Source organism: Lewinella cohaerens DSM 23179, assembly GCF_000379805.1.
GTDB classification, from domain to species: domain Bacteria; phylum Bacteroidota; class Bacteroidia; order Chitinophagales; family Saprospiraceae; genus Lewinella; species Lewinella cohaerens.
Map to the genome: position 1 here is coordinate 143529 of NZ_KB903540.1, position 18778 is coordinate 162306.

15 protein-coding genes are annotated in these 18778 nt (G+C 46.0%); 13 read left to right on the top strand and 2 right to left on the bottom strand.

Annotation, left to right across the window (positions count from 1 at the left end; all coding sequences use genetic code 11):
• Nucleotides 1-21 precede the first annotated feature (21 nt).
• Nucleotides 22-1203 carry a hypothetical protein gene (locus A3EU_RS0110375; protein WP_020536093.1) on the top strand — a complete coding sequence of 394 codons (1182 nt, stop codon included), beginning with the start codon at nucleotides 22-24 and terminating at the stop codon, nucleotides 1201-1203.
• A 16-nt stretch (nucleotides 1204-1219) separates the two neighbouring features.
• On the opposite strand, the gene A3EU_RS0110380 is transcribed toward A3EU_RS0110375, so the two are convergent.
• Complete coding sequence (locus tag A3EU_RS0110380) at nucleotides 1220-1924, bottom strand: outer membrane beta-barrel protein (protein WP_020536094.1); 705 nt, start codon at nucleotides 1922-1924, stop codon at nucleotides 1220-1222.
• Nucleotides 1925-2314: 390 nt separating this feature from the next.
• Between A3EU_RS0110380 and A3EU_RS0110390 the strand changes: the two genes are divergently transcribed.
• From A3EU_RS0110390 to A3EU_RS0110435, 10 genes are all read left to right on the top strand, one after another.
• Nucleotides 2315-5980, top strand: coding sequence for a 3-keto-alpha-glucoside-1,2-lyase-like domain-containing protein (locus A3EU_RS0110390; RefSeq protein ID WP_020536096.1), 3666 nt, complete (start codon nucleotides 2315-2317; stop codon nucleotides 5978-5980).
• Between the two features lie 36 nt (nucleotides 5981-6016).
• Entirely contained in the window at nucleotides 6017-7219 is a 1203-nt protein-coding gene (locus A3EU_RS0110395; protein WP_020536097.1) for an MFS transporter, read from the top strand.
• Nucleotides 7220-7302: 83 nt separating this feature from the next.
• Nucleotides 7303-7869, top strand: a complete 567-nt coding sequence (gene efp / locus A3EU_RS0110400; protein ID WP_020536098.1) for an elongation factor P — start codon at nucleotides 7303-7305, stop codon at nucleotides 7867-7869.
• 117 nt (nucleotides 7870-7986) lie between these two features.
• A complete protein-coding gene (gene accB / locus A3EU_RS0110405; RefSeq protein WP_020536099.1) occupies nucleotides 7987-8505 on the top strand; it encodes an acetyl-CoA carboxylase biotin carboxyl carrier protein in 519 nt (172 codons plus the stop codon).
• 48 nt (nucleotides 8506-8553) lie between these two features.
• Nucleotides 8554-9897 carry an acetyl-CoA carboxylase biotin carboxylase subunit gene (gene accC, locus A3EU_RS0110410; protein ID WP_020536100.1) on the top strand — a complete coding sequence of 448 codons (1344 nt, stop codon included), beginning with the start codon at nucleotides 8554-8556 and terminating at the stop codon, nucleotides 9895-9897.
• Between the two features lie 292 nt (nucleotides 9898-10189).
• Nucleotides 10190-10462, top strand: coding sequence for an AbrB/MazE/SpoVT family DNA-binding domain-containing protein (locus A3EU_RS0110415; RefSeq protein WP_020536101.1), 273 nt, complete (start codon nucleotides 10190-10192; stop codon nucleotides 10460-10462).
• A gap of 337 nt (nucleotides 10463-10799) precedes the next feature.
• Nucleotides 10800-11135 carry a type II toxin-antitoxin system PemK/MazF family toxin gene (locus tag A3EU_RS0110420; RefSeq protein ID WP_020536102.1) on the top strand — a complete coding sequence of 112 codons (336 nt, stop codon included), beginning with the start codon at nucleotides 10800-10802 and terminating at the stop codon, nucleotides 11133-11135.
• Between the two features lie 364 nt (nucleotides 11136-11499).
• A complete protein-coding gene (locus A3EU_RS0110425; protein ID WP_020536103.1) occupies nucleotides 11500-13320 on the top strand; it encodes an ABC transporter ATP-binding protein in 1821 nt (606 codons plus the stop codon).
• Between the two features lie 111 nt (nucleotides 13321-13431).
• Nucleotides 13432-14652: an FtsX-like permease family protein gene (locus A3EU_RS0110430; RefSeq protein ID WP_020536104.1), complete on the top strand. Its 1221-nt coding sequence runs from the start codon at nucleotides 13432-13434 to the stop codon at nucleotides 14650-14652.
• Nucleotides 14653-15022: 370 nt separating this feature from the next.
• Complete coding sequence (locus tag A3EU_RS0110435) at nucleotides 15023-15697, top strand: head GIN domain-containing protein (RefSeq protein WP_020536105.1); 675 nt, start codon at nucleotides 15023-15025, stop codon at nucleotides 15695-15697.
• Nucleotides 15698-15860: 163 nt separating this feature from the next.
• Here the strand turns inward: A3EU_RS0110435 and A3EU_RS0110440 are convergent, their stop codons facing one another.
• Nucleotides 15861-16214: a four helix bundle protein gene (locus A3EU_RS0110440; protein WP_020536106.1), complete on the bottom strand. Its 354-nt coding sequence runs from the start codon at nucleotides 16212-16214 to the stop codon at nucleotides 15861-15863.
• 377 nt (nucleotides 16215-16591) lie between these two features.
• Here A3EU_RS0110440 and A3EU_RS0110445 point away from each other — a divergent pair, with 377 nt between their 5' ends.
• Nucleotides 16592-17890 (top strand): nucleotide sugar dehydrogenase, encoded by a 1299-nt coding sequence (locus tag A3EU_RS0110445; protein WP_020536107.1) that lies wholly within the window; start codon nucleotides 16592-16594, stop codon nucleotides 17888-17890.
• Nucleotides 17891-18031: 141 nt separating this feature from the next.
• The gene (locus A3EU_RS0110450) at nucleotides 18032-18610 is read left to right on the top strand and encodes a UpxY family transcription antiterminator (protein WP_020536108.1); all 579 of its coding nucleotides are present in this window, start codon (nucleotides 18032-18034) and stop codon (nucleotides 18608-18610) included.
• Nucleotides 18611-18778 lie beyond the last annotated feature (168 nt).

Genomic DNA, 18778 nt, shown 5'->3' on the forward strand with positions numbered 1-18778 from the left:
GTGCTTAAAAAGCACCATTTCATGAAAAATAGATATGTGCTAATATTTCTCAGTGTCCTATTGTTGGGTCTATCCTGTACGAGTTCTGATGAAATAGATTTGAATGGAGACTGGGAAATGATAGGCAATAGCATCAATTCAGTTATTGACGCACCAATAAAGAGGTTTAGAATAGAAAATGACTCAGTTCTAATCTCTATCTATAGAAGTTATTTTGATGTTGCCGAAGGGAGGATATTTAAAAACACGAGAGAAGTTTTTGTCTCTACAGGGTATGAGGTAAAGCATTATAACCTTGTTAGATATGATAGTGATACAATGATCTTTAGCTCTAAAGATCATTCTGACGAGAAGTTTGTAATTCATAAAATTCGCACTACGAGGGAATCGAAAATAATGGCTTACCTCAATTCTAGTATTGATATTGATTTGCCACTCAGACATGATAGTGATTTATGTGAAATTATTGAACCTCAGTTTCGGTTAGAGTTGGTTATAGAAGAAATGGAGGGTTATGCTGATATGAATGAATATCACTTAAATGGGGCAGATGTTAAATTGGCTGATTTTCAAGATTTTTATATCAGATATGAACAGCATAAAGTGAAATTACCACTTGATTTAAAAAGAAAAATTCGACCAATTTTATATGCAGGTGAATCATTGAATGAAGCCACTTTAGATTCGATTAAGTCAATGTTTTATGTTGTTGGGTTTGATACATTATACATGGCGAAAATGGATTCAGTTATAAAGGATGTTGATGATTTTCCTATTTGTTTTGTTCCTGTAGCATTAAAGCCAAATTCGGTTTCGGTTACAATAGAAGAGTCATACCGTAACTATATATGCAATGAGGTTTTGATTGAAAGGACGTCAGCGAATATTCAAAACCTTTCTCTAGCTGAAATTGCTGAATACTTAGCCACTATTCACCATTCTTGTGAAACGGAAAATACTGTTGAGGAACTATCCTTAAGCGTATTGGAGAGCATCACTTTGATGTATCATGAAGAGGTATTAGAACTTTTGTCAAAGAATAGCTCGCTAGATAGATATGAAATACTCAGGAAATATAGACTTTTAGGAGCATCTTCTGATCAGACTGCTGTAATGTGTGATCAGTTAATGAGTACAGAGGCTGCAGCGTTAGATAAGTCTACTTGGAAAAGGTATTTAATTGAAGCTTTGATGTGTAAATAGTATATTACATAACGCATCAAAATGTCACCCCCAGCCGCAGTCCCAAATCAAGCAATCTCACATTATTGGTAAGGTCGCTAATTATGCCTGCTTGTTCATAAACAGGTAGGGTAGAGTAGGCGGCTTCTGGCTCCAGGGTGAGGACGGACTTGCTACTACTAGCAATTTCCCAACCGAGGCCTAAGTTGATTTTTGTACCGTAATTTTTTGCTTCATCACCGATTTCACTGGATACGGAAATTTCGTTGCCGCCACATTCTACCAGGAACGCATCGCGCGATTCCCCGGTTTTGAAAAAGTACTCGTAACCCAGTTTTACATAGAGTCGATTGCCTTGTCGTTTGAAGTAGTATCGGCCTTCTAGTGGAACCCCGAGGTATTGAATCGTGAATTCGTTGGTGAACCAGGAGTTGTAAATGTCAAAGCCATTGCCATTGAAATCACAACCGAGTGTGGGTGAATAGTCAATGGTAGAGAACCGGTCTATGGTGTATTTTATACCGGTGCTTATCGCAAATTTATCACTCCATTGATAGTGGACGACAAACTGGGTATTCAGACCGATATTTTGGCTGTATTCGCCCAGGTCATTGTCTTCAAAAAAGACGAAGGCTGTTTTTGGGGTCAGGTACAACCCATAAGAAAAGCGATCTTCTTGTTGGGCGAACAAGCCGTTGATAGCAAGTAAAAAGAGCGTCAAAGGGAGGGTAGAACGTATCATTTTAGTGTGTTTAGGTTTTAAACTACCTACGAAAGGTACTTATATGCCTCGTATAGTTTAAGTCTTGTCTTGTATAATGACCATCTCCGACTTCCTTTTTCACATCCTAGACGATACATTGAAAAGCATCTGCAGCTTTATTTGTTTTATAGACAGAATAACCTTTCTAAAAGACAGCTTTCTCCAAATTATTTGCTTTTTTTGTGCAATCCTCCCCAAGGAAGCCAAAGTTTTTGGAAATCCAATTAGTGAGCGTATAAAAATAAGGTGATCCAATTTGGGTTTAGTAAAAAAAGATAAGCAACTGACTAAAAGAAAGCTGCGTTCTTTTCCTTACTAAACCTTGGAATAAATCAGATCATCTTTTTTAGCTCGAATACTTATAGCTGTATGATCCTTAATCGTCTGTCGTTGCTGGCTGTGCTGAGCCTGCTATTTGTTGCTTGCCAATCAGAGAAAAATAATATTACCGAACGCCCGCATGCACCCTGGGTTTTTCGGTCGGTGCTAGATGCTCAACCTCGGATGCTGACCGTTGCACTGCATGACAATTTGTGGCTGGCTTATTCTGCCCAAACAGGAGCACTGTCCAAAGCTTGGAGCGGTGGTGTCAATTTCGATGGGGCGGTTTATACCACCGTACACGGGCCTCAGCCTAGCTCCTTAGGTGATATTTGGCTCCAAAACCCTTATGAGCAACCTTGGAGAGTATTGCGAGGTGATAAAGAAGAGCGCCCGGTGATTCAGTATGGTGGTCATCACTTTGAAGACGGGCAGGTTTGGATAAAATACCAGCTGCGTCTCGCCGATGGCACCGCTATCGATATCAAAGAGCAACCCGAATATTATACCAATGACTATGGGCAAACCGGCTTGCAGCGGATTTTCGTCACAGAGGGGGTGCCCGCTGATGCACAGGTTTTGTTTATGCTGCATTATGAAAGCTTACCCACGGCCGATAATCTCCAGACTGATGGTGAATGGGTGTCTCAAGAAGAAGAGCTCAAAGGTAATAGTCGCCTAAGCAGCGTAGCCTTTGATGGGGTGCTAAAGCTCAATACCAATTCAGCGACTACGATAAAGGCCCTCTTTACGCGCAAGCCAACCATCGAAAATGAAAATAAAGTAGTAGGTGCCGAGGAAGAAGAACGCCGCCCACTGGGCTACCGTCTTATTGCGCGAAGCGACTGCCGCTCTTGTCACAATACTTACCTTCAAACCATTGGCCCTTCTTATACGGATGTAGCTCGCCGCTACAAGAATACCGAAGAAAACGTAAGCATGCTCGTTAGTAAGGTCATGCAAGGGGGCGCTGGGAATTGGGGCGAAGCCGCGATGACTCCTCATCCCGATCTGCCGCCTCATCAGGCACAGGCTATGGTCGCGTACATCATGTCGCTGGATGAAGAAGAGGAAAACGCCTTGGCTGCAATCGAAACAGACGAAGGTATTGATCTAGCCGCTGCGCAGCCAGCTGCCGAGGTGGCAGGAGAAGACTTTTTGCCAGGAGGCATCGTAAAAGCATTCACCATCAATAGCGGGCTACGGTCGGTATTGGAGGTTAATTACAAGCAGGAGCCTCTTTTTGCAGGTATTTTACCTAAAGTAGCGTTCTACGCCGCAGATTTTGGCGAACTCGAAGAAGACTTTGCCCTCGAAGTGACGGGATACCTTCGGATTCCGAAAACCAACAATTATACCTTCCGACTTATCAGTGATGATGGCTCTCAGATGTATATCGACGATCAGCTAATGATCAACAATGATGGCCCTCATGGCGATCAGGCTGTTGATGGAGAAGTGGTGTTGGCGGAAGGCTACCATCCGGTACGTATACTGTATATGCAAGGTAAAGGTGGCCGCACTTTCCGGCTGACTTGGCGCTCTTTCGAGACCAACCGTTTCGAGCCGGTGCCTTCTTCCGTTTTGATGCACACGCGCGAGGCACAGCCCGCAGTGGTAAGTTCCGCACTGAATACAAGCACCATTATTCCTGGCGATGGAGCTTCCCTCACGGGGGTACACCCGGCCTATACCCTCACCCAGGCTCGCCCCGACGGCTTTTCGCCAAAAGTAGGTGGGATGGATTTTCTGCCTGATGGGCGCTTGGTCATTAGCACCTGGGATGCGGAAGGAAGCGTTTATATAGTGGAAGGTGTAAGCACTGGCGACCCTGGCCAAATGTCTTACAAAAGAATAGCTACCGGCCTGGCCGAACCATTGGGCTTAAAGGTGGTTGATGGCGCTATCTTCGTCCTGCAAAAACAGGAACTCACCGAACTCATTGATCACGATGGTGATGAACTAACAGACGAATACCGTACGGTGTCCAATGATTGGTTGGTATCGGCTAATTTCCACGAATTTGCTTTCGGTTTGGCATACAAGGCCCCTTATTTCTATGGTGCATTGGCGATTGGCATTCTTCCGGGTGGCGCGAGTGCCCCTAATCAGCCAAAATCTCGTGGCAAGGCAGTACGTATTCATGAAATCACCGGCGATTTGGAGATTGTAGCAGAAGGTTTACGTACTCCGAATGGTGTCGGTATTGGCGTTGATGACGAAATATTTATTGCAGACAACCAAGGCGATTGGCTACCTGCCAGTAAAATTCTGCACGTTTCCAAGGGGGCTTTCTTTGGCTCACGTGCAGTAGATAGCAGCAGAGTGGCCCAACTCAAGATGAAACCTCCCGTTGTATGGTTGCCACAAGACGAAATTGGCAACTCTCCGAGTACGCCCCTTTACCTCAATGATGGGCCTTATAAAGGGCAAATGATTCATGGCGAGGTCACCCACGGTGGCGTCAAGCGAGTATTTGTAGAGAAAGTGGCTGGTGAATACCAAGGCTGTGTCTTCCGCTTTGTGCAAGGATTGGAAGCAGGGGTAAACCGTATGGTTTGGGGGCCCGATGGCGCGCTTTATGTTGGAGGGATTGGTTCTACCGGTAACTGGCAGCATAGCGGAGGGTTATGGTATGGCCTACAGCGCCTGAAGTACAACGAAAAACCAGTTTTTGAGATGTTGGCGGTACGCGCCAAGAGTAATGGTGTTGAAATTGAATTGACTCAACCACTAGACCCTGCTTTTGGTGCTGATCTTAAAGATTTCAAGGTACGCCAATGGTACTATTTGCCTACCAATGAATATGGTGGCCCCAAGCTTGATGATCGCCGCCTGCCGGTGCAGTCGATTCATATTAGCAACGATCGTAAACGCATTTTCTTGGAATTGAACGGCATGGAAACAGAGCATGTGATCCACCTGCAACTACCCAGTTATTGGACCAGTATCGACGGAAATAGCTTGTGGACCACGGAAGCCTGGTATACGCTGAATAACATTCCTGCTGATGAAGTAGGGTTTATCAACCCTGCGAGCTTACCTCCTACGCCTAACCAGCTCACTGCTGCCGAGCGCGAAGCAGGTTGGAAGCTACTTTTTGATGGCCAAACAACCAATGGCTGGCGCAATTTTGGTAAACAAAGTATTGGTGCCAGCTGGAAAGTACAAGATGGAGCGCTAATGCTAGATGTAGTGGCCCGGGAAGATGGTGGCTGGCAAGCCGCCGATGGTGGTGATATCGTAAGTGCCGGAGAATTTGAAAATTTCGAATTTCAGATAGAATGGAAAATAGCTCCTTGCGGCAACAGCGGTATTATGTTTAATGTAGTGGATTCGAAAGACTACGATTACCCCTGGCAAACGGGCCCGGAAATGCAGGTACTTGACAATACCTGCCACCCTGATGCGATGATTATCAAGCACCGTGCAGGAGATTTGTACGATATGATTTCTGCTGTTCCTGAAACAGTACGCCCGGCAGGAGAATGGAATCGAGCACGCATCCGTATCAAAGACGGCCAACTGGAGCATTGGCTCAACGGCCGCAAAGTGGTCAGCACAGAGTTGTTTACCAATGGCTGGCAAAAAATGATCGCCGGTAGTAAATTCAAGGATATGGAAGGCTTTGGTCAGGCGCGTAAAGGCCATATTTCATTACAGGATCATGGCGATCGCGTGTGGTTTAGGAATATAAAAATCCGGGAGCTGTAAGCTCTTTTGTCAAAGCATAAAACAAAACGAACAATCATGGAACAAATTAGTAAAAACCGCTTATTTCTCGCCTGTTGCGTGGCGCTGGTCGTAACGGCAATGACTTTTGCAATACGGGCAGGCATTCTTACCGAATTGTCGCAACAGTTTACCCTTAGTGACCAACAACTGGGCTGGGTAAACTCGATGGCCTTTTTGGGCTTTCCTGTTGCGATGATCATTGGCGGATTACTTTACAATGAAGTAGGCCCAAAGCGAATGATGTACGCTGCTTTTTTTAGTCATTTATTAGGTTTGGTGCTTACGATTATGGCCGGAGGTTTTTGGGGGCTATTGATTTCTACTTTCTTTATTGGTTTTGCCAACGGTTGTGTGGAAGCAGCGTGTAATCCTATGATTGCAGATATGTACCACGATAATAAGACGACTATGCTGAATAAGTTTCACGTCTGGTTCCCCGGAGGGATCGTGATTGGTAGTTTGGTCGCACAGTTGATGAGCGGAATGGGCTGGCAGGCGCAAATCGGTATCATGCTATTGCCTACCTTGGTTTATGCTTACCTGATTTTTGGGCAAACCTTTCCTCAGTCAGAGCATATTGAATCCTCTACCAAAGAAAACATCAAAGGGCTGGCTAATCCACTCTTTATCTTTATTGCCATTTGTATGACGCTTACGGCTTCCACCGAATTTGGGACCACACAGTGGGTAGAGCGTATTCTTGGCAACGCTGGCGCACAGCCGATGTTGATTCTAGCTTTGGTGACGGGGCTCATGGCTATCGGCCGTTATTTTGCTGGTGGTCTGGTACACCGTCTCAACCCTACGGGGGTGCTATGGGGGTCAGCGGTCATTGCTACCTTGGGTATCTACATGATGAGTGTGGTGACAGGGCCTATGATTTACGTAGCAGCTGTACTGTTTGCAATTGGTATTTGTTACTTTTGGCCAACAATGCTCGGGTTTACCAGTGAGTATATTCCTAAAACAGGTGCCCTGGGCTTATCCTTAGTAGGTGGTGCAGGTATGTTTGCCATGTCTATCTGGAATCCAATTATTGGCGGATGGCTGGATACCAATCGTGCTAAAGCACTTGCTGACGGTTTGGTAGGAGACGCTGCCGAACTGGTTGCGGGACAAATGACGCTGGGCTCGCTGGTCTTATTTCCAGCGGTCTTGATTGTGCTTTTTGGCGGCCTGTACTTCTATATGCAAAGACAGAGAACGGCTGTCGCTTAAATTTTTGAGGAACCAAAGCCCCGCAATGTGTAGGAGTATGCCTATCTTTGCCCCGCTTTTGAAAGAAAAATAATAAAAAAACGATGGCAAATACCTCGGATATTCGCAACGGGATGTGCTTAGCGCTGAACAATGATAAATACACAGTCGTTGAATTTCAGCATGTGAAGCCAGGCAAAGGCGCCGCCTTCGTGCGTACTAAAATCAAGAGTTTGACGAGTGGTCGGCTACTTGATCACACCTTCTCAGCCGGACACAAGGTAGAGGAGATCCGCGTAGAACGCCGTAAATTTCAATACCTCTACGAGGATGATATGGGCGTACACTTTATGAATTCAGAAACTTTTGAGCAGTTGGCTTTACCCGAAGCACTGATCGATCGTAAAAATTTGCTGAAGGAAGGCATGGAGGTAGACGTATTGTACGATACCAACAACGAAGTTCCATTAACAATGGAAATGCCTCAATATGTTGAAATGGAAATTACCTACACCGAACCTGGTGTAAAAGGTGATACAGCCACCAACACCCTCAAGCCAGCAACGGTAGAGACTGGTGCTGAAGTAAGGGTGCCTCTGTTTGTAAATCAGGGGGACAAAATTAAAATCGATACTCGTTCTGGTTCCTACGTGGAACGGGTTAAATCATAAGTTATTAGATGGTGCCATAGGTGCCATCTGCTTTTGATTATTTCTGTAATTGCAATTGCACGCCAGGATTGAACTTTTTCATTATCTTAGGCTGCAAACCAACCAATTCCTGACGCTATGTCAACCAAAGAAATACAAGACCTCCTAAAGCTGGTCAGTAAGCTGGAGCTATCGGAATTCAAAATGAAAGAGGGTGAATTTTCTCTTTCCGTCCGTACCAAGCATTTTGTTGCAGGAGAAAGCAGTCAAGCTTCTGCTGGAACCTCAGCTCCTTTGATGCCTATGCCAGCGGCTACACCTACCTACGCTCCGCCAGCTCCTGTAGCTGCCGCAGCTCCGTCAGCTCCTGCCCCTAGTAAAAAGGAGGAGGCTCCAGTGGATGATGAATCCAACTATTTGGCTGTAAAGTCTCCTATGGTAGGAACCTTTTACCGTTCTCCTTCACCTGATAAGCCAATCTATGTGAAAATAGGGGATACAATCGCTAGTGGTGATACCGTATGTATCATTGAAGCGATGAAGCTCTTCAATGAAGTAGAGTCTGAAGTGAGTGGTAAAATTGTGAAAGTATTGGTAGAAGATGCGCAGCCGGTCGAGTATGACCAAGTGCTCTTCCTGGTAGACCCCAAGGGGTAGACTGGCCAAGACTTTACTGCCTTTTTCCTAAGTTAAGCTTATGCGACTATGTTTAAGAAAATCCTCATAGCTAATCGGGGAGAGATCGCGTTGCGTATCATTCGTACCTGCCGGGAAATGAATATCAAGACGGTTGCCGTCTATTCTACCGCAGATCGCGAAAGCCTGCACGTGCGTTTTGCCGATGAAGCCGTTTGTATAGGACCTCCCGCTTCAGCGGAATCCTACCTCAATATTCCTAAGATTATGGCAGCGGTAGAAATTACCAATGCCGATGCTATCCATCCTGGCTACGGATTCCTGTCAGAGAATGCCGATTTTGCAGAAGTGTGTAAAGAATACGGGATCAAGTTTATTGGCCCTGAACCTGACCACATGCGTAAGATGGGCGACAAGGTGACGGCTAAAGAAACTATGATCAAAGCCGGCGTTCCTGTTGTTCCTGGATCTGATGGTCTTATAAAAGACTTGGCCGATGGGCAGAAAGTAGCTGCCGAAATTGGTTACCCTGTCATGATCAAAGCTACGGCTGGTGGCGGTGGTAAAGGAATGCGAATTGTACCCAAAGCCGAAGATTTTGAGAAAAATTGGAATTCTGCTCGGCAGGAGGCCAAGGCTTCGTTCGGTAATGACGGTATCTATATCGAAAAATTTGTTGAAGAACCTCGCCACATTGAGTTCCAGATTGTAGGAGACCAGTTTGGCAAAGTTGTTCACCTTTCGGAACGCGATTGTTCTATTCAGCGTCGTCACCAAAAGCTGGTAGAAGAATGTCCTTCTCCATTCATGACCGATGAGCTACGTGAAAAAATGGGGGAGGCAGCTGTGCGTGCCGGAGAATTCATCAAGTATGAAGGTGTAGGTACAGTAGAGTTTCTGGTAGACAAATACCGCAATTTCTACTTCATGGAGATGAATACCCGTATCCAGGTAGAACACCCCGTAACGGAAGAGGTTATTGATCATGATTTGATCAAAGAACAGATCAAAATCGCTGCGGGCCAACCTATCGTAGGAGGTAATTATCTCCCCTCAGGTCATGCTATGGAATGCCGTATCAATGCGGAAGATCCGTTCAATGACTTCCGCCCGAGTCCAGGGATGATAAAGTCTTTTCACAGCTCAAAAGGCCATGGTGTGCGAGTAGATACAGCGGTCTATGCTGGCTATATGATTCCTCCGTATTACGATTCCATGATTGCTAAACTCATCTGTCGGGCCCGTACCCGCGAGGAGTGTATCACCAAAATGGAACGAGCACTAGATGAATTTATCATCGAAGGTATCAAAACTACGGTCCCTTTCCACCAACGCTTAATGAAAGATCCGAAATTTCGGGCAGGTGACTTTAACACCGGCTTCCTGAATGATTTCGATCTGGAAGATCGGTAGAAGAAATTAAATATATGAAATTGGGAAGATGAGTCATCCCGAATTTTGATTGTCATCAAAATCCGTGCTGACCAACTGCAAAACCTATCGTTAAAGACGAAGCCCCATGATTTCTACTAATGAAATCATGGGGTTTTCTACAAAAAGTCGAATAAATCACTCTTTTTAGGTAATTACGGACTCTTTCTAAGTTAAAGTCAGGCTGGATTTTGGCCTTAGCCAAAATTCGGGATGACTTATGTTTGTTTTTTCGGTAAGAAAACACTAATTTTGTACCTACAAAGTAATTACAGTGAATATACCTATCGTAAAAATTGGCAATTCTCGCGGTATCCGCATTCCTAAGAAGGTATTGGATCGCTATCACCTTGGTGAAAACGTCGAGATGGAATTCAAGGACGATTGTATTGTCCTCAAGCCTAGCCCCGATGTACGCGTCGGCTGGGGCGATGCCTTTATGGAAATGGCCGCCCAAGAAGATGATCAGCTCGTTATGCCAGATGTCTTCCCCGAAGATGAAGAACTCTTGGATGAGTTGATCGGAGATGATTTGATAGAAATATAAATTTTCACCTTCCTCTTACACCCTTCCAAGGGTTTCAGATGTAAAATTCCAGATGTCAGATTTTCAACCCATACATTGGTCAAAACCATCTAACAAACAAACCATCTAACCCTTAGCCCCTTAGTCCCGGCCCATCCCATTGGCTAGAATGGCTTTGTTCCTGGGGCTATTTTGCAGGGGAAGGGAGGCTTGATACACGTGATCGTTTCAGGTTATCTTTTCCGCTGTTGAATTCGTGAATTCAACCTATGAGGGTCCACCTTGCCCATCAACCATCAACCATCAACCATCGAACAAACGAACCATCTAACCTTCAAACTTTCCTCGTTCCCTTTCCATGTCTAAGCCTCCAACTTACCTCCAATACCAGGTTGTCGTTGTCAATCTTGAACCGACGCTAGGTAGCGAAACCCGTAAAGTACGCCCTTGTGTGATCATCTCCCCTAATGAGATGAATGAACACTTGCGGACCGTTATTGTAGCTCCCCTCACCAGCCGAAATAAAGGCTATCCCACCCGCGTACCTGTCAATGTAAATAAACAACGCGGCTACGTGATGCTGGAACAAATTCGTACTATCGACAAACGCCGAATCTCTAAAACCGGTGATCGCTTGCGCCGAACGGAAATTAATGACCTGCGGCGGGTGATCAAAGAAATGTTGTACGATTAACGGATATGGTCATTGTCAACTTGTTAGAGCTTGTTGGGAAATCAGGAAGCACCAACCTATTTCCGTCGAATACTTTAACTATTTCCTTTTCACCAAATTAAATTTCCCAACAAGCTCTTATGGGTACTTGGCCTAGCGATGCGCAGCAGTGCCGCCGTTGCGGCAGACCCAGGTTTCCTGGGGCCGAGTGAATAACGAGCTGCGAAGCGTAGCGCCCAAAGGGAGGCCCCTGCTACCAATAAAAAGTAGACCACTAGCGACGGTGCTCTCTAAAAATAGCTGATTACAACTTATCAGGCCCTCAATTGGTTTTCCTTTTCGACGTAATACATTGCTTCCTTACAATTACTATTACCTTTGCGGCATGAAAAGTTTCTGGCGTTTACTTCGTTATTTGAGTCGCTACCAATCACTGGTCGTTGCGGCGATTGGGTGTAATATCCTTACCGCTGTTTTTACGGTGATAAGTATCCCGATGCTGATTCCCTTTTTTCAGATATTATTTGACCGGACGGAGATGGCGGAAGCGCCACCATCTGAGCCTATGGGTTTGACCAATATTCCGGAGTATATCAACTACGAGTTTACGGAGTTGATCACCACTCAGGGGCAGGAAACGGCGCTGGCGTATGTCTGTGTGGCCATTGTAATAGTCTATTTTTTACGTAATATTTTTAGGTATTTGGCTTTGTATTTCATGGCTCCTGTTCGCAACGGTGTGATCCGTGATCTTCGTGATGAAATGTTTGAGCAAGTGCTGACCTTGCCTTTGTCTTATTTTGGGGAAGAACGCAAAGGTGACTTGTTGTCTCGTCTCACCAGCGATGTGCAAGAAGTAGAATCTTCAATTCTGAATATGCTGGAAGTCGTCTTTCGAGAGCCCCTCATCATTACGGGCGCTCTGGCGTTTATGATCTATGTAAGTCCTGGGTTGACGGTGTTTGTATTTCTTTTGATCATCTTCACCGGGGTGGTGATTGGTGGTTTGGGGAAGCGCCTCAAGCGCACCTCTACGCAGGTGCAGGATCGCCTGGGGCACCTGTTGAGCCTGGTCGAAGAAGGCTTAGGTGGCCTTCGGATCATCAAGGGGTTTGCCGCGGAAGATTATCAGCGTAACAAATTCTCCACCGCAAATAATGACTACCGCAACCTACTGACAAAACTCCTGCGTCGTCGGGATCTGGCCTCGCCTTTATCTGAATTTTTGGGTATCGCTACCGTAGCAGCCCTTTTGTGGTATGGTTCCCGGCAGGTATTTAGTGGCGTTTTGGATGCGGAAACCTTTATCACCTTCATTTTTGCGTTCTATAATGTCATTGATCCAGCCAAGAATATCGCGAAAGCGACCTCCAATATCCAGCGCGGTATAGGTGCCTTTGAACGCATTGAGCAACTGCTGGACGCCGTAAACAATCTGCCAGAAGCACCTGATGCGAAGACAATAAGCACCTTTGGTCAGGGCATAAGCTACCGTCAGGTAGGTTTTCGTTATCGGGATGTAGAAGGGCCGGTCCTTCAAAATATTGACCTGGAAATCCCTAAAGGCAAAGTTGTGGCGCTGGTAGGTGCATCGGGGGCGGGTAAAAGCACCCTTGTAGATTTGCTCCCTCGCTTTTATGATGTCACCGAAGGAGGCATTTTTATTGACGGGGTAGACGTTCGTCAGCTACGCCGCCGCGACTTGAGGAGACTACTGGGCATTGTTAGCCAGGAGGCTATTCTTTTCAATGATACCATTTATAATAACATTGTTTTTGGCTTGGATGGAGTAACGCAGCAAGCGGTGGAAGAAGCTGCTCGGATAGCAAACGCCCACGACTTTATTATTGCTACGGAGAACGGCTATGGTACCAATATTGGCGATCGTGGCAATAAGCTTTCTGGTGGCCAGCGGCAACGGCTCACTATTGCCCGAGCGATCTTACGTAATCCACCTATCCTTATTCTGGACGAAGCGACTTCTGCCCTCGATTCCGAGAGCGAACGACTGGTACAAGATGCCCTTACGAAACTGATGGAAGGCCGTACTGCTATAGTGATTGCCCACCGCCTGAGCACCATTCAGCATGCCGATGAGATCATCGTGATGCGCGAAGGCCGCATCGTCGAGCGAGGCACTCACCTGGGGTTATTGGAGCAGGGCGGTGAATACCGGAAACTGGTAGCTTTGCAGGGCTTGGAGTAGCTCACTTCGTTCGCGGAGGTGCTCTTCCGATAACTCGAACGAGTACCCCCATGAGCGAAGCGAATAAAAAAACACCCCAAAACCCATACACAAATTGTACCTTTGCTGTCCATGAATTTACCCCTCAAAATAGCTCGTCGTTATCTATTTGCCCGGCGTTCCACCAATGCCATCAATATCATTACTGGTATCGCGGTTTTTGGCGTAGCTATTGGTACAGCGGCCCTAATTCTGATTCTTTCGGTTTTTAACGGTTTCGAAGACCTTTTTCTCACGCTTTATAATAGCTTTAATCCTGATGTGACGGTGACCCCGGCGCAGGGTAAAACCTTTGCGGCAGATTCTGTTATGATGGAGGAGCTTTATGTCCTCGAAGGGGTAAACGTAATCTCGCAGACCCTGGAAGAAAAGGCACTCTTTGAATACAAAGACAACAGAGATTTTGGCCTCCTCAAAGGTGTCGACGAATACTACAAGCAAGTTACGGGTATTGATTCTACTGTTCGGGAAGGTTTCTACAGCTTGGAAGAAGAAGGAGTGGGCATGGCCGTAATAGGGCAGGGGATTCGCAATAAATTGGGCATTGATGTAGATGATCCCTTCAATCCTCTTACCGTCTACTGGCCTAAAAGAAAACGAGGTGGTCCTTTTGATACTCGCCCTTTCAAGTCGGTTCAGGTACAGCCTGTAGGTACTTTTTTGGTGCAGCAAGACTTTGAAAACCAATATGTGCTTACGTCGCTAAAGCTGGCGCGGGAGTTATTGGATCGGCCCGATGCCTGTACTTCGCTGGAAATCGACCTTAAGGATGGTTTCGAAAACACAGGGATATATGATGAGATTAGTACCATTGTCGGCCCGGAAATGGAAGTCAAGAATCGTTATCAACAAGAAGCTTCTTTCCTGCGCTTGATGCGGGTAGAAAAATGGTTGAGCTTTGCCATCGTTGGCCTGATGATGCTCCTGGTGAGCTTCAATCTTATTGGGGCACTGTGGATGATCGTATTGGAAAAACAACCCGATATTGCCATTCTTAAATCTATGGGAATGACGGAAAAAGGGGTGTACCGCCTTTTCCTTTATGAAGGCCTACTCATGTGTGGTGCCGGCATCTTGCTGGGTTTTATCCTTGCCACAATCGTTTATGTTCTTCAAATTACCGTAGGCATTATCACCCTCCCGGGGGGCATGCTCATCGACGCTTACCCCGTGAGTTTGCGATGGTTTGACTTCCCGTTAGTCGCGCTTACCGTTGGTACTATTGGCGCGCTGGCTTCGGTTTTACCCGCCCTCAGAGCACGGCGTGTTTCCGCTATCATCCAGTCAGAATAGATTAGAATACTTCCCACTTCCCACTTCCCATTTCCTATTTTAATAACAATTAGGGGCCCTGCCGTCGTCCCTCGGCACCAGGCTGTCTGTCCCTGCGGTCCGCCCATCCTTGGTCCTTGCACCCTCCGGGCGCCGCCTCCACCTGTTCGGTTCCGGTCTGCCGTTTCTAAAATTTGCAAGCAAACCTTCGACTCCCTTTTAAAGTCGAACCATCCAACGATCGAACCATCCAACCATCCAACCATTAAGGAACTCTTACACCTTTCCTCCCTTCCACTTTTTTACCACATACAATAGGGGGCCCTCTTCATCAGTTACATCTATCCATTGTAAGAAGCTAGTAAAGCAACCACAAAAAACCAAAAGAAATATGAGATACCTACTATTTGTCTTTTTACTTGCGACCCAGATTACCTATGCTCAAGCTCAGGAAACCCGCCAAATTGGGCCTTTCACCGGCTTGGTTGTCAGTGGAAAACTGGAAGTTTACCTCGAACACGGAGAAACCGACCAGATAATTATCGAAAGTACGGATTACCCAGAAGGCGAACTCAACATCAGTCTAAAAGGAAGTACCCTCAAGCTGAGCTTGGTGGATGGCTGGATCAAGGGTGATCGCCGTCTGCGCTTACGTGTACAATATCGTAACCTTGACGAAATCCGTGTCCTCGCAGGAGCAGCACTCAGCAGCCGGGAAATTCTGACTGCCGATCGATTGGAACTCAAGGCCGGTAGTGGCGCTGAGGTAGACCTCCAACTGGAGGTACACACCCTCGAAGCCGCCGCCACAGAAGGCGCTAATATGGAACTCTCCGGAACGGTGAAAAACCAATATGCAACCGCTAATACCGGTGGGGAATACGACGCTTCCCGCCTTTCTTCAGATCATACAGAAGTGAAGTCCAACACCGGTGGCTTAGCTCGCGTCGTTGCCAACGAACACCTTGATGCCGTCGCCAATACAGGTGGGCGCATCCAATATTCTGGCGACCCACAAGAAAAATATACTCGCAGTAATTTGGCTGGGGAGATTAGAGGGTTTTAGCGTCTAAGGACGCTAGGTGCGGGGTGTTTTTTTGTGCTGGGTGCGAGGTGCTATTTAGGTGCGGGGTGCGATGTGCGACCGCTCGCACCCCGCACCTCGCACCTCGCACAAAAAAACACCCCGCACAAAAAAACACCCCCCGGACGTAAAGCTCTGCAGTCTATTACCGTAAAGACCTTATCAGTCCCATAACTTGTTTGCGTAAGATGTCTACATCTCCATGCAGTTGCAGAAGGTATGATTGCTCCAGATAGCCCAAGTCTTCAAAGACATATAGCATGCTTTTACATTCCATAATTGAGCGCTGACTGATCTCCAAAAAGCGAATAAATTCCTTCCGGGAAAAACAACCAAAGCCCTCCGCTATGTTGTTCATTCCCGAGAGAGCAGCTCGCCTAAACTGTCGTCGAGCGTCATAGTCTTTATCTAAGGGCCCTTTGATTTCGTATGCTTGTTTAACAAATAGCCTAGCATTTTGCCAACACTTCAATTCTTCAAAACGACTTACTTTTCCCATTACTATTGTTTAAGGTTCTATATATAAGGAGTCATAATCCCTGAAAAATCCACGATATACGTAAATGTTTTTTTATGCCAAGACTGTAAGTTTTTGGAGTTCAGTGGTTTGCATTTGAAGTAAAACCCAATGTCCCCCGCACCTCAAATTCGGAAGTAAGAAATCGGAATTCAGAAGTTACCCCGTACCAAGCACGTTTCCGCACCCCGCACCAAAAAGGTGTAAAGGTTGAAAAAGTGTAAAGGTGTAAAAGTTCGCACCCCGCACCCTACCGCACCTTACCGCACTCACCTATCCAAAATCAAATAATAAGAACCAGTTAGGGCATTTTCCCAAACAACCTCTTACCTTTGCGGCTCCTCAAAAACTGATGAAGCATGTACGCAGCACTAGCTAGCAAAGAGAAAAGTATTTCAGTGATAGGCCTGGGTTATGTAGGGCTTCCTTTGGCACTGGAATTGGCCAAGAAGTTCAAAGTAATTGGCTTTGATATCAGCGAAGAGCGGGTCAATATGATGAAGAATGGTATAGACCCATCGGAGGAATTGACTGCGGATGCTTTCCTTGATAAAGACATTCAGTTCTCTTGTGATCCTGTCGACTTAGAAAATGCTCACTTTCATATTGTAGCAGTCCCAACACCGGTGGATGAGCATCGCGTTCCTGACCTGACGGCGCTGATCAAGTCTTCTACAACTGTTGGGCGCGCCCTCAAAAAAGGGGACTATGTTATTTACGAATCCACCGTCTATCCTGGAGCTACAGAAGAAGACTGTCTTCCTATCCTCGAAAAAGAAAGCGGTCTGAATTTTGCTGCTGGTGATTTCAAATTGGGTTATTCTCCTGAACGAATCAATCCAGGAGATAAAGAGCATACCGTAGACAAAATCCTCAAGATTGTTAGTGGCTCGGACGCCGAAGCTTTGGAAGAAATTGCTCAAGTCTATGGTGCCGTGATCACTGCTGGTATCTACCGTGCAGCTTCTATCAAGGTAGCAGAAGCCGCAAAAGTTATTGAAAATACCCAACGAGATATCAATATCAGTTTCATGAACGAACTGTCCATGATCTTTGATAAGATGGACATTGATACCACAGAAGTATTAGCAGCTGCCGGGACTAAATGGAATTTTTTGCGTTTTACACCCGGCTTGGTGGGGGGACACTGTATCAGTGTAGATCCTTACTACCTTTTGCACAAAAGCAAAGAGTTAGGCTATGATCCTCAAGTTATTCTTAGTGGCCGTCGGGTAAATGATGCTATGCCGGCGTTTATCGCTAAAAAGATGGTTCAACTGTTAATTCAGAAAGGTAAAAACCCTAAGAATACAAAGGTGTTGATCATGGGGGCTACCTTTAAAGAGAACGTAGCAGACATTCGTAATTCAAAAGTGATAGAGGTGGCACGCGAGTTGATGGAATACTCCGTTCATGTACATCTTAGTGATCCCTATGCGTCGCCTAATGAGCTGGCGCACGAGTATAAAATGACTTTGGTAGATCAAGTTTCTGATGATTACGATGCCATCATAGTGGCGGTTTCTCACAAGGAATACCAGGAGTTGGATGAGGCACATTTTACGAGTATGATGAAGGAAGAGCCTATCCTGTTTGATCTCAAATCGTTATATACTTATCCGGCCACGGGTTCACCTCTTACCTATTGGCGACTCTAAACTCGTTTGCTTGTGGCTTGGGGTTAATATAAATTGATTGTTAAGAGAGGCCGTGAGTATTAGATTAGTTAGCCTAAAGTAGGTCAAAAACCAAATAAACAATACCTTTGGGCAGTTAATTGGAACAATCCCGTTAACCCCATGACTAAGAGCTTGAAAACTAAAATACTATCTGCAGAGCAAGAATATGAAAACCACTTGCACCTCACGGAGGCGCGATGGTTTGCAGTGTATACGGGTTATAAGCGTGAAAAAAAGGTCGTGGAGCTACTTAGCAAGAAAGGTATCACGGCCTACGTTCCACTTCAACAACTGACTCGGCATTATACACGAAAAACCCGTCAGGTAGAGCTCCCACTCATCAGCTGCTACGTGTTTGTAAATATTACACAAGCACAGTACGTTCCCGTTTTGGAAACCCAATTTGTACAACGCTTTTTGAAGATTCGCCGTAACCTCCTCGCTATTCCGGAGGCAGAAATTGATCTGCTCAGGCGTATCGTAGGGGAGGTCACCAATGTCGAAATTGATCCTGTCGGTTTGCATAAAGGTGATGAAGTAGAAGTCATCGCCGGTCAGCTGACAGGTCTAAAAGGGGTGTTGGTAGAAAAACTGGGCCGCCAAAAATTGGTTGTCGAACTGAAAACCCTGGGGTATGACTTGCTGATGGAAGTCAACCCTGGCCACTTGCGCAAATTACAGCCAGGTAGTCTGAGTTAGAAACATTCGCTGTCTAGCGACTAGATAACAGGGCTGGTGTTCCCTGTGACTTACCCACAAGGTACCGTCAAAAGCACCGTAGATAATATGCAGCGCGATTACGCTCATAGCTCCTTTAGACCACAAGCCCTTGCGACTTATGGAGGGCGAAGCCGTTTTTTGAAGTCG